Genomic DNA, 12,521 nt, shown 5'->3' with positions numbered 1-12,521 from the left:
TTACAGGTATTGTGCAGGATCACACAGCACCTTAGATTTTTGAAAATGTACGGTTGGGAATTGCTCCTGCAAATTATTTTTTAAAGGCAGAATCACAACATCCTCCGTGTTAAAATGGCCTGCATCAACGAGTGTGATAAAAAGCTCTTTGGCTAATAGCAATTGATGGTGCTTGGTATCTGCCGTAACAAAGGCATCTGCTCCGGCATTGAACGCATCTTCAAGCAAATCTGCGCCAGCACCTCCGCATAAAGCAACCTTTTTAATTGCTTTGCCGCCGTCAACATATTTTAACCCGGCACAAAACAGGCTCTGTTTAACATACTCCGCAAACTCTGCCGGAGTATATTCTTGCGGGAGTCTCCCAACAAGGCCTTCCCAAAGTCCGTCATTCCCATAGGGCTTGAGCCCTTCTATATCGGTAAGTCCCAGCGCTTCCGCTAGGCAGGTATTTACTCCACCCGGAGCAAAATCTAAATTAGTGTGTGCGCAAATGGCGCCAATGCCAAACTGAGCCAACAGATACGGAACATCTTGAGGACTCATGCGGCGAAGCGGCTGAAAAATAACCGGATGGTGGCTAATGATTAACTCCGCACCAAGCTGTGCCGCTTCATGTACTATCTTTGGAGTAATGTCGAGAGCCAGCAACACAGTTGAAAGCGGAGTCTGCCGTTCCCCTACAAGAAGCCCCACATTATCAAAACCCATTGCGGTATGGAATGGAGCAGAAACATTGATAAAATCGTAAATATCGCCAGAGGTAACCATTTTCATTTTACATCCTCCTTTGGTATAATCTGTTCCAATTGATCTGCTATTTGTAAAAGTCGTGCTGATTTCTCCGGTTCTTTCTCCTTTAAGCCTTGTCCACGAACACGCAGGGACGTGATTTGTTTTTTAAAATATTGACAAGCCGCAGGAGTATTTGGCTGAAGAATACCGATATAAGGGTATAGTTCTCCGGTAACGGCTCGTCCCAGTTGCCATTGCAACAGCATTACACTGTATACATGGCCGCGCGACTCTACCGCTTCTTCCCGTAACACAACGAAACCATTCGTTCGTAGGTACTCCCTTAGCTCTGGAGCACAGGTCATCGGCTGTAAAATCAGGCGACGTTCCTCCTGTTTCACCCACGGTGCGTGCGAAAGGATTTGAGCAATTAATTCGCCGCCCATTCCGGCAATCACAATATCTTCTGCTTCTTCTGGTAAAATCGCTTCTAATCCGTTTGACAAACGAACCGAAATATGTTCTGTTTCATACCGCCTTAAGTTTTCTTCCGCATTTGCGAGTGGCCCACTGCGAACATCTGCTGCCACTGCCGAGCGTATAAGGCCCTGCTTTTCCAGCCAAACAGGCAAATAGGCATGGTCGGTACCAATGTCTGCCAATTTTGCGCCTGGCCTTACAAAATTTGCACATAGCTGAAGCCGTGCATCCAGATGAAATAAAGGTCTGCTCACACAATTCCTCCCCGTTATTCAGTGACAAGGGAGCACAAAAAATCCCCTCTCACCATACAAAACAACCGCCCGGGCAAAGAAACTGCCGGGCGGCGTAAATAGCGGATTCCTTTTGCTTATTTTGCACCTAGGTGTGCGTTCAGCTTGTCCAAAAGAATAGTAGGATCAACACCATGCACCATGCAGGCCTGTTCAATGGATTCACCACGAGAAGCGGGGCAGCCTAGGCAATGCATGCCCATTTCTAAAAAGAAAGGTGCAGTAGTTTCATCTAAATCAAGAATATCGCCAATCACGGTATCCTTTGTAATTTTCACATCTGCCATCATAATATCCTCCGTTTTTTAAACTGATTTTATTATAATACCCGAAAGTAAAAAAATCAATCCCTGCGTCATACTACAAAAAACACCCCCGCGTAAACGCAGGGGTGTTAATCGCTCGCATTTATTAGTCTTCTTCTCTCATTTTTGCAAAGCATTCGCTGCAATAAACCGGGCGATCTTCACGGGGCTTAAACGGAACCTTTGCTTCTTTACCACAAGACGCACAGGTTGCTATAAACATTTCACGTTCTGGCTTCGCCGCGTTTTTGCGATTATCGCGGCAGCTTTTGCAACGCTGGGGCTCATTAACGAAACCCTTAGCAGCGTAAAACTCCTGCTCTCCGGCAGTAAATACAAATTCTGCACCGCACTCTTTGCATATGAGAGTCTTGTCCTCGTACATTTGATGATACCTCGCTTTGAATAAAGATATTTGCCCTTAGACGGATTCGCACCGACTCCTTTGATTACCAACGCTCTACGTAAGCTACCCGGGCATAGTCTAGCTAAAATGGATTTTTAAGTTTTTTACGCACCCTCTGAATCGCATTATCCACTGCTTTTACAGTTACCACTTGTTTTTGTGCAATCTCTTGGTACGTGCAACCATTTAAATATAAAAATAGCACTTCCTGCTCCATTTTAGACAAGCTTTGATTGATACGGGCTCGTAGTCCTTCCAAGTTTTCCCTGTCAATCAACAATGTTTCCGGATTGGCAATTTGATCGGACATAAGCGAAGTTGTCCAGCAGTCATTCTGCTCCGCATCATGAAAAGAAACAAAATTATGTAAAGGTAAATTCTTTCGGCTCAGTGCCGAACGGCACGCCGTTACCATTTGATGATAAATACAAACTCCTGCATACGTTTTAAAACTGGCAGAACCACTAGAACGGTAGCTGTGTGCCGCATGAAGCAGGCCTAACAGCCCCTCCTGGTACAAATCTTCAGCATCAATTGGTACACCTCGGAACGCAGAGGCTTTCCCCCGTATCAACCCTATGTAGCGCGCCGTTAATTCAACGAAAGCATCCATATTCCCTTCGTTTACAAGCTCTGCTACTTGCTGGTCGGAAAGTTCCGGCAATTGATCATACAAAATAAGCACCTCAGGTATCAGTGATTCTTTATGGTTTTTATTTTACACGCTTTTCTCATTAAAGTCAATAAAAATTACAAAATTATTTGTATTTAATTGTAAAAATAGTAATACACGCACAAAATTTTTCTTTTTTTGATAAAATACGATATTTTTAATGTGCAAATTTTTCCCCAATTATGGAAATAGCTTAAAATGCTAGATATAATGTAATGATAATTAGGGGGGATTTTTGTGGTTTCTTTTTTATACAGCCTTGGGCTGCACGGTATGAATGCTTTTTTAGTAAAAGTGGAGGCCGATCTTTCAAATGGGCTTCCCTCATTTGAATTGGTAGGACTTCCCGATGCCGCTGTAAAAGAATCTCGCGACCGTGTTCGTTCCGCACTAAAAAACTGCGGATTTACATACCCGGTTTCTAAAATTACCGTAAATTTAGCACCCGCTGACAAACGAAAAGAAGGGCCAATTTATGATTTACCGGTATTGGCAGCTCTTCTGTATGCTTCCGGTCAACTAGAGGGGAATGTTGGGCACTGTGCCATGGTTGGTGAGCTATCGCTCTCCGGTGAAGTTCGCCCTATAAAGGGAGTTTTACCCATGGCTCTCGCCGCAAAGGAAGCCGGAATCACAGAACTGTTCGTTCCCTCTGAAAATGCGCCGGAGGGTGCTGTGGTAGAGGGACTGCGTGTATACCCGGTAAAGGATGTTTCTTCCTTAGTGATGCACTTAACGGGACAAAACCTTATCTCTCCCTGCACTACCGACCCCTTTACTGGCAGAAATGCCCCTTCTCTCCTCCCCGATTTTGCGGAGGTACGTGGGCAGGAGGCAGCGAAACGTGCCTTAGAAATAGCAGCCAGCGGCAGCCATAACGTTCTATTAATCGGCCCTCCCGGTTCTGGCAAGAGCATGCTCGCGAAGCGTGTGCCATCCATTTTACCAGATATGACCCTCAACGAAGCCATTACCACCACGCAGATTTATTCAGTTGCTGGAACACTTCCAAAGGAAAGCACGCTCATTTGGGAGCGCCCTTTCCGCTCGCCGCACCACACCATTTCCCCTGCCGGGCTTTCGGGCGGGGGAACCATCGTACGCCCCGGAGAAATCTCATTGGCGCATAACGGCGTACTGTTTTTGGACGAGCTGCCGGAATTCCATCGTGATACAATGGAGGTGCTCCGCCAGCCGCTCGAGGATGGAATCGTAACCATCTCAAGAGTAAGCGGCAGTGTTACCTACCCCAGCTCCGTTATGCTGGTCGCGGCTATGAATCCTTGCCCTTGCGGTTACTTTGGTCACCCTACAAGGTCATGCGTTTGTTCCTCCAAGGTTGTAGACCGTTATCTTGGCAAAATCTCCGGCCCACTTTTAGACCGTCTTGATTTGCACGTTGAGGTCCCCCCAGTGGAATTCGATGTTCTTTCTTCCAGCGAAAAAGCAGAATCGTCTGCTCGAATCCGTGAACGAGTTAACGCCGCAAGAGAAAGACAAAACCAACGTTTTCGAGGAACAGGAATCACCTGCAATGCACGTATTACTCCAGATTTACTGCATGAAGCGTGCCAACTGAGCCCCAGTGCCCAAACATTGCTGAAAACCGCATTTGAGCGCATGAGTCTTTCGGCAAGAGCATTTGACCGTGTACTAAAAATCTCTCGTACCATAGCAGATTTAGATAATAGCGATACCATTGAACCGCGCCACGCAGCTGAAGCGGTTCAATACCGTTCACTGGACAGAAAATATTGGCGCAGCCAATGATAACCGTAATATTAGAAAGAATCAAAACTGTGTACCGGAGGATATTTCTCACTGGAAATGAGATTGAATCGAACGACAAGCCAGTGTATAATAGAAGCATCGGAGCTGGCGAAGATGGCTTTGCTCTCTTATCTTATTAAAAAGGTGACTTTTATGAAAACACTGCTGCATACCTGCTGTGCCCCCTGTTCCATTATGTGTATTGAAACACTGCGCAGCGAAGACATTGAACCGGTAGCTTTTTGGTTTAACCCGAACATTCATCCCTATACGGAATATCGAAGCCGCAAAGAGACTTTGGTTCAATACGCAAAGAACATTGAAATGGAACTTATTTTAGAAGGAGAATATGGTCTGCGAGAATTTTTGCACAACGTATCTCCCGATTATGACCACCGCTGTGGGTATTGCTATTCTGTTCGTGCCGATGCCGCAGCCTCCTATGCTGCCGAGCACGGCTATGAAAGCTTTACCTCAACTCTTCTGATTAGCCCTTATCAAAACCATGAGCTGCTGCGAGAAACAATGGAAAGAAGTGCTGAAAAATACGGAGTACAGTTTTTGTACCGTGATTTTCGTCCCTATTTTCGGGAAGGCCAGCAAAAAGCAAGAGAATTGGAATTATATATGCAAAAATACTGTGGTTGTATCTTTAGCGAAGAAGACCGCTATCGCAAGCCTAAGAAAAAGAAAGAAACTGCTATGGCAGATGGAAAGGGCTAAATACATGTATAAAAATGACAATCTGCTTCATGCAATCTGCTCCGGTACTGCAGAACAATATCTCAGCCAAGAAAAATCAAAAAAATGGCTTACCGTTCAATCCTTAGGTGAACTCTTTTTGCCAACTGGCAAAATCGTTGCCAACGACCCCTTATGTCTCTATGAAACAACACCCTTTGAGAGAACCGTTGCACCTGGGAAATACCCAGTGAAATTACATTTGCTTCATATTGATACCGATATACGGGTTGCTTATGCTGAAATTCAATTCAGCAATACCGATCCGGTGTCTTTTGAATTAGCGACACATGCCGGAGAAGATATTACCAGTTTAAATGAAGATGAATTTTATGGCTACGGAGTCGATAGCGGAACAGGCGGTTTCATGGATTATGAAACGTGCATGGAATACGACAAGAAGCTGAAAGCGAGTAAAGATTATTCGTGGTCAGAACTGGATGATATGCTGGAAGAAAGCTATGTGGATACCTATTCCACCGCAAACATTTGCTTACCGGAAAGCGAAAAGAATGTGATTGCGTTTTCCTCCGGATACGGAGACGGAGTTTACCCCTCCTTCTGGGGACTGGATCAAAATAACCAACCCTGCCGCCTCATCACTGATTTTTGTATTTTTGATGATGGTGAAGACGACGAAGATGAAGATGTCGAATCATAAATAAACGAAATGATAATTTCTTTTACTTAAAAAAGACCCGTAAGCAGCCTACACTGCATTTACGGGTCTTTTTGCATTGTTAAATAATAGAAACCTGCCCCATCTGTTTACTCAGATAGGGCAGATTTATCTTTTATTATTGTTCGTAAGGTTGTGCAGAAACAGGGTATTTAAACCCATAAGTGTTCTTTTTGTAGTTGTAGCTGGCACTGTCCGCCTCTGCATAATTGCCAAAGGTAAACACCTTTGCTTCGCCCAAACGGCGGTAAACAAGGCCTGCATATACCTTGCCTCCTGCCTGATTCCAGCGCAGCCACTCGGTAGCAATTGCGTGAGCATCGGTATAGGCTAAATCACGCTGCATGCTTGCGGCATTGTCAAAGCGGACGTAACCAGAACGTGCCCAACCCACGGTTCCATCCGGTACCTGAACCTGGTACCAAACGGATTTTGTAGAAGCCTCTGTCATCGTTTGCAGCACTTGCAGCGAGGTAGAAGCTGCCACCTCCGTTAATCTTCCACCTGCTGAACTGGGGGAAGGATACAAATCAAAGTTTAATGTAGCCGTTGCGGAAAGCGAACCGTAAACCGATGGCGGTGCAACGGAATTAAGCATGATTTCGCGTATGTCAAACGCACTGTTGCCGTTCCAATAGCCCGCTCCTACGTTATAAGAGAAGCTGACCATAGCGTCAAAATTCTGCTGATTTGCCTTTATGTTATTATTGGCAAGGAAGGTGTTAACCGCCTGTGTATAAGAACCATTTACTGAATTCAAAAGCTGTGACCAAGCCTCCGTTTTGGTTTGGTTGTTGTAGAACAGCGTGCCCGCAGGGAAGGTTTGTCCGTAGCCAATGGTAGGAATATTATTGGCCAATGTATCTGGGTAGACCGCTGCGCTATAACCCTCCCACTTTCCAATTAACGTTAACATCTCATTGCTGACGCGTCTATTTTCACGTGATGACGTCGTTTTTTCCTGTGTGCTTACAACATAGCTGCTGGTTGTAACCCCCGTGCTGCTGTAATTAGATCCGCCAGTTGCGGAATAAACTGCTACCTGGTATGTACCGGGTGTAGAGAATGAAACGGCGGTCTTCCAAACACGGGTATTGTTTGGTGCCAAGTTTCCATTGTTGGAGTTCTCTGCGGTAAAGCTGCTTACATCATACGTTTTCTTTGAGCCATCATTCATTGTTACAACAAATCGCACCGAAGAACGGGTATTATCTGTTACTGCTACCAACTCCACCTGCTGACCAATACTTGCTAAGTTTGGCGTAGTATAGGCTGTTTTTACAGGCTCTGCTGCCGTTACAGTTACATTGCAGGTGGCCGTGCTTGAGCCTGCCCGGGCTGTAATAACCGCACTGCCGGGCTGATTGCCGTATATAAAGCCGTTGCTCACGGTCGCCACATTCGTATTGCTCGAGGTCCAAGTAACAGGAGTACCCGAGGGATTCACCGAAGCCGTCACGTAGTAGCTTTTGCCCATAGGTATCGTACCGGATGAATGAGAAATTCGCAGGCCGGATACCGTACTTTCTCCCCCATACAAATATTCAATGTAATCATTTGATAAGTACCCAACCACACCGCTGCTTGTTTTCACCTGCGTCCAGCCCGGGTAAGAAGTCGTATTTAAAACATCAACAACCACGCCTGAGCTCAGTAACGCTAAAATGGAGCAGTTGGTATTGGGTTCTTTGCGTAAATTTACACTGGTGGTCGTTCTGGCACCGGTAATGGTAGAGGAATCATTTCCGCCGGTTCCGTTGTTCCCACTATTTGAATTATTACCATTACTCCCACCGGAACCCGGTACGGTGGCCGATAAAAATGCCGTGTACCCTCCATTGGTTACGGTAATCACTGCTGAACCAGCTGAAACCGCTTTAATCTCATACAGATACCCTCTGGGGTCATTTGCATTTTTTAGCGATACACTCACCACAGAAGAATCGGAGGAAGTTGCAGTAGGATTATTACCTTTTGCAATTCCCTTCGCTAAAAACTGATAGACCTGACCAACCGATGGAAACGAATAGCTCGAGGTGTCTAGCGTTAATGGGCCGGTGTTCCCACCCGTATTACCCGAGTTATTGGAACCTGGTACTGTGGCAGTCATTTGAGCAGACGCATTGCCGTTGCTTACGGTAATTACCGCTGTACCCGCCGAAACCGCCTTAATCTCATAAATATACCCACGGGAATCGTTGGCGTTCTTCAGCGAAACACTCACCACGGAGGAATTGGAAGAAGATACGGTGGGGCTGCTGCCCTTTGCAATTCCTTTTGCCAGAAACTGATATACCTTACCAACCGAAGGAAACTGGTAACTTTTCGTATCTAATGTGATAGCTGCGGTCTGACCACCGGAAGAGGAATTCCCACCAGAGGAAGAATTGCCGTCAGACGGCTTGTTTGGATGATTCCCCAATAAAGAAATAGAACGGGTGGATTCTCCCCAAGCCTTTACGCCCTTTTTCACGGTGATCTTAATCGAGGCGTGCACTCCGGCAACCTCTGCCATTACATAGCAAACGCCCTCCCCTTTTGCCGTTACACGGTACTTGTCCGTACCTGCAACACGGGAAATAGACGCAATTCCAGTTCGGGAGGAATACACTTTCACATCTGCCTGCGTAAGTCCCATTCCCTCTACCTTTGCCCGAAAATCATAGATATTGCCCGGAGCCATAGTATAGCTGCGTGTATCAAGTGTTAACGTGCCATAGGTAGATGAAGATGAGGATCCACTTGAGCTTGAACTGCTGCTACCAGAGCTGCTGGAGCCACCGGAAGACAGAGTAGAGATATATTGTGAGCTGCAATAGCCCTGCGTTCCGTCCTGCAATTTGATTTTGTACCAGCCAGAGGATCCGGAATCCAGAGTTTCTACCGTAGTTCCTTTGCTAATGGTTTTTACAATTTGGTAGTTCGTACCCGGACCAGAGCGAACGTTTAAGCTATCTAACGTTGTGGCTTGCGCCGCCATTGCCACCGGCACCATATGAATAAACGCTGCGGAAGTGATCGCAGCCGATAGTGCAACTGAAAAAATGCGTTTGGTTAGCGCTGTATTCATTCGTTTCATTCTATAAATACCTCTCTGATTCCTAATTAATCTTCTTCCTTATTCATTCGTCCTTCTCTGTATGCAACGTAATTTAGCTCCAATAAACGACATTATAAAATACAGATTCCGGCAAAAAGCCGCTTTCTTTTCGATTATACCGCATGCATTCTTCTTACGCAACCAAAATGAGAAAACTTAAGAATTCTACCAGTCTTAACCAGAAGTTTCAGCAAAACAAAAATCCCTCCCGGTAAGGGGAGGGATTATCTTTACACTATTATTCCAGATTCAGTTTGTTTTTGAGTATATACTTTGTACCGTAATAGAATATAGCACCCAGAACGATGACTGCAATAATCATAACCCAGAGCACCCACTGTATTTGGCCCGCGGGGTTCATTCCGTTGAGAAATTTAAACCAGCCACTTTTCGAGGAAACTTCAATAAAGACTGTCATAATAATCTGCTCGGCTAACCCAATTACGAAGAATGCTCCCAATGCACCGGCTACTCGATGCTTTTGCACCAGATGTCCAATTGCCATTGCAACATACATATTCAAAATAGCAACCAGTATGGAGAGTAAAATGAGTACAATCGACTGAAATATGATTATATAGACCGAAGAATTCATCTTCGACATAACCTCGAGCATTTCGTTCCACATATTGGTAAACTCTCTCAATGATTCTTGATCAAGAGCCAATACCAACACCGAAAATACAGAAACAACCGCACTAGTAATATTCCAAAGAGTTGCTACCAGCAGCTTACTAAGGATATTGGCATCCACACTTACGGGCAGTGTAAACATCAGGTAGCCTTCATCTGTTAAAAGGTTCTTATAAAAACGCTGAATGGTTACCACCAGAGTAATTACGGAGATTGCTACGATAATCGACACATACGCCATCATAGAAATAACCATGGGAGTCTCAAGGGTTTCAGAATTAATTGATATGAACACGCGATTAATCACTGCCATTAAAAACAGCAAAAGGTATAATGGGAGATAAATGCGTGCTGTAGATTTAATCTCAAATTTTAGCAATCGACTCAGCATCGGAACACCTCCCGGAACAACTCATCTACCGATTTATTGTTTTGCTCGCGAATCTCTTCTACGGATGATGTTAACGCGATTGTTCCCTGATTAATAAAAATAATATCATCCAGAATCTTCTCAACATCACTGATTAAATGAGTCGATATAATAACGGTTGCATTTTCACTGTAATTTGAGATAATCGTATTTAAAATATAGTCTCTCGCTGCCGGGTCTACGCCGCCAATGGGCTCATCGAGTAAATAAAGAGAAGCATTACGGCTCATTACTAATATGAGCTGCACCTTTTCTTTTGTACCTTTAGACATAGTTTTCAGCTTGGCATCGCTCTTAATGTCCAGCCGCTGGAACATATCGTACGCCTTCGCCTTATCAAAATCAGTATAAAAATCATCAAAGAAATCTACCAAATTGCGAACGGTCATCCAATCGTTTAAATAGGTGCGTTCCGGTAGGTACGAAACAATCCGCTTTGTTTCAATACCTGGTGCATTTCCATCGATTAACAAATCTCCATTTGTAGGGGTTAATAACCCGTTGCACATTTTAATAAGTGTGCTTTTGCCGCTGCCGTTCGGGCCAAGTAGACCAACAATTCTGCCGCGCCCAATCTCTAGGTTTACACCAGACAGCGCAACTTTACCGGGAAAAACCTTGGTTAGGTTTTTACACTGTAAAATCGGTTCCATTACAACCTCTCCTCCTTCAACTGCTCAAGCAATGTAATCGTTTGCTGGAAGTCGTACCCCAGAGAGCTCATTTTTTCCATGAACTCCTTAATAATGTTCTGTGCTAAAGAATATTTCATGGTTTTAATAGCCTCCTCATCTTCCGTAACAAACCTACCGCTTGTTCTTTGTGAATATAACAACCCCTGTGTTTCGAGTTCCGCAAGCGCTCTTTGCATGGTATTCGGGTTTACAGACGCTTCCGTTGCCATATCTCTTACTGACGGTAGCCGAGAACCTGGTGGGTATATACCAGAAACAATTCTCAGTTCAATCTGTTCTATCAACTGAAAATAAATTGGTCTGTCAGACTTCAGATCCCAATTCATTCTTATTTCACCTCCGTCTGTATTATTGTACTAGTGGATTAATACAATAATACAACTATCTCTTTCGTTTGTCAAGCGCTTCTTTCGGCATTGTTTTAAATTTGCAAATATTGGCAGTACATGCTATAATAATAACAAATTGCGAGAGTGGGCTTTGGTTTACTTTGTGCAGAAAAGCATCGGCTTAGTGAAACCACAAGCAGGGTGTTTTTTTTAAACTTTTTTAATATTAAGGAGATAATTCGAACACATTTTATCTACTGATGTAAGACCATTAACACAATTAATTTAGATAACTTAAAACATTTTAAAACAATGTAGTTTATTGTTTTTATGGAAGAAAAGAATTTGAAATGAGGTATTTTTTCCATGAATGATTTTGTAATTTTAACAGATTCCTGCTGTGATCTTCCTGCCGATTTAGCCCGAGAATGGGAGCTTGAGGTGTTACCTCTCTCCGTACATTTAGGGGAACAAGAATTTTTGAATGATTTGGATGGCAGAAGTATTAGCTTTCATGAGTTTTACGAACAATTAAGGCAAGAGGCTTTGTGCACGACTGCCGCTGTTAATATGGGAACCTTCCAGCAGAAAATGGAAGCCCTGCTCAAACAGGGAAAGGATGTACTTTGCATCCTTTTTTCTTCCGGGCTTAGCAATACTTACAATGCCGGGCAGCTCGCGGCAAAGGAGCTCGTGGAGAAATACCCCGAGCGCAAGCTCTACACGGTAGACAGCCTTTGTGCTTCCTTGGGGCAAGGCCTGCTGATTGCCCATGCTGTTAAACTGAGAAAGAGCGGGAAAAGCATTGATCAGGTACGGGATTGGATAGAGGAAAATAAGCTCAAGCTGTGCCATTGGTTTACGGTGGATGACCTCAACCATTTAAAAAGAGGTGGCCGTGTATCTTCGGCAACCGCTTTAATTGGTACGGTATTGGGAATCAAACCGGTTTTACACGTAGATGATGAGGGACACCTCATTAATGTAGGCAAAGCACGCGGTCGCAAGGCTTCGCTGAGTGCTCTGGTTGACCAAATGGAAGAAACCATTATTGACCCCGAAAAGCAAATGATTTACATAAGCCACGGAGATTGCTTGGAAGACGCCGAATGGGTACGTGATGAGATTTTAAGGCGTTTTCATGTAAAAGAAATTCTCATTAATTATGTTGGTCCGGTCATTGGAGCGCATTCTGGCCCCGGAACCGTCGCATTGTTTTTCCTTGGTATTCACCGCTAAGCATTTCGCGTAG

The 12,521-nt window shown here is 44.5% G+C and carries 13 protein-coding genes; 4 read left to right on the top strand and 9 right to left on the bottom strand.

What is annotated here, in order from left to right; all coding sequences use genetic code 11:
- The 5 genes from E7L17_RS02540 to E7L17_RS02520 all read right to left on the bottom strand — a co-directional run bounded on the left by E7L17_RS02540 (position 1) and on the right by E7L17_RS02520 (position 2,904).
- Positions 1–777 (bottom strand): Nif3-like dinuclear metal center hexameric protein, encoded by a 777-nt coding sequence (locus E7L17_RS02540; protein ID WP_316321704.1) that lies wholly within the window; start codon positions 775–777, stop codon positions 1–3.
- The gene (locus tag E7L17_RS02535) at positions 774–1,469 is read right to left on the bottom strand and encodes a class I SAM-dependent methyltransferase (RefSeq protein WP_316321703.1); all 696 of its coding nucleotides are present in this window, start codon (positions 1,467–1,469) and stop codon (positions 774–776) included. The genes E7L17_RS02540 and E7L17_RS02535 overlap by 4 nt, the downstream gene beginning before the upstream one ends.
- 116 nt (positions 1,470–1,585) lie before the next feature.
- Positions 1,586–1,798: a DUF1858 domain-containing protein gene (locus E7L17_RS02530; protein ID WP_316321702.1), complete on the bottom strand. Its 213-nt coding sequence runs from the start codon at positions 1,796–1,798 to the stop codon at positions 1,586–1,588.
- Between the two features lie 121 nt (positions 1,799–1,919).
- Positions 1,920–2,198 (bottom strand): zinc-ribbon domain containing protein, encoded by a 279-nt coding sequence (locus E7L17_RS02525; protein WP_316321701.1) that lies wholly within the window; start codon positions 2,196–2,198, stop codon positions 1,920–1,922.
- A 103-nt stretch (positions 2,199–2,301) separates the two neighbouring features.
- Entirely contained in the window at positions 2,302–2,904 is a 603-nt protein-coding gene (locus E7L17_RS02520) for a sigma-70 family RNA polymerase sigma factor (protein ID WP_316321700.1), read from the bottom strand.
- A gap of 225 nt (positions 2,905–3,129) precedes the next feature.
- Here E7L17_RS02520 and E7L17_RS02515 point away from each other — a divergent pair, with 225 nt between their 5' ends.
- The 3 genes from E7L17_RS02515 to E7L17_RS02505 all read left to right on the top strand — a co-directional run bounded on the left by E7L17_RS02515 (position 3,130) and on the right by E7L17_RS02505 (position 6,064).
- A complete protein-coding gene (locus E7L17_RS02515; protein WP_316321699.1) occupies positions 3,130–4,662 on the top strand; it encodes a YifB family Mg chelatase-like AAA ATPase in 1,533 nt (510 codons plus the stop codon).
- Between the two features lie 63 nt (positions 4,663–4,725).
- Positions 4,726–5,385, top strand: a complete 660-nt coding sequence (locus E7L17_RS02510) for an epoxyqueuosine reductase QueH (protein WP_410470640.1) — start codon at positions 4,726–4,728, stop codon at positions 5,383–5,385.
- A 4-nt stretch (positions 5,386–5,389) separates the two neighbouring features.
- Positions 5,390–6,064, top strand: a complete 675-nt coding sequence (locus E7L17_RS02505; protein ID WP_316321698.1) for a DUF4241 domain-containing protein — start codon at positions 5,390–5,392, stop codon at positions 6,062–6,064.
- Between the two features lie 136 nt (positions 6,065–6,200).
- On the opposite strand, the gene E7L17_RS02500 is transcribed toward E7L17_RS02505, so the two are convergent.
- From E7L17_RS02500 to E7L17_RS02485, 4 genes are all read right to left on the bottom strand, one after another.
- Positions 6,201–9,161, bottom strand: coding sequence for an SH3 domain-containing protein (locus E7L17_RS02500; RefSeq protein WP_316321697.1), 2,961 nt, complete (start codon positions 9,159–9,161; stop codon positions 6,201–6,203).
- A 259-nt stretch (positions 9,162–9,420) separates the two neighbouring features.
- Entirely contained in the window at positions 9,421–10,206 is a 786-nt protein-coding gene (locus E7L17_RS02495; RefSeq protein WP_316321696.1) for a hypothetical protein, read from the bottom strand.
- Positions 10,200–10,898, bottom strand: coding sequence for an ABC transporter ATP-binding protein (locus E7L17_RS02490; RefSeq protein WP_316321695.1), 699 nt, complete (start codon positions 10,896–10,898; stop codon positions 10,200–10,202). Before E7L17_RS02490 ends, E7L17_RS02495 begins: the two co-directional genes overlap by 7 nt.
- Entirely contained in the window at positions 10,898–11,266 is a 369-nt protein-coding gene (locus E7L17_RS02485; RefSeq protein ID WP_316321694.1) for a GntR family transcriptional regulator, read from the bottom strand. Before E7L17_RS02485 ends, E7L17_RS02490 begins: the two co-directional genes overlap by 1 nt.
- Positions 11,267–11,635: 369 nt before the next feature.
- Here E7L17_RS02485 and E7L17_RS02480 point away from each other — a divergent pair, with 369 nt between their 5' ends.
- Positions 11,636–12,508: a DegV family protein gene (locus tag E7L17_RS02480; RefSeq protein WP_316321693.1), complete on the top strand. Its 873-nt coding sequence runs from the start codon at positions 11,636–11,638 to the stop codon at positions 12,506–12,508.
- Positions 12,509–12,521: the final 13 nt, after the last annotated feature.

This window comes from Clostridium sp., assembly GCF_032576335.1.
GTDB lineage: Bacteria > Bacillota > Clostridia > Oscillospirales > Acutalibacteraceae > Faecalispora.
This window is presented reverse-complemented; position numbering and strand designations above follow the sequence as displayed.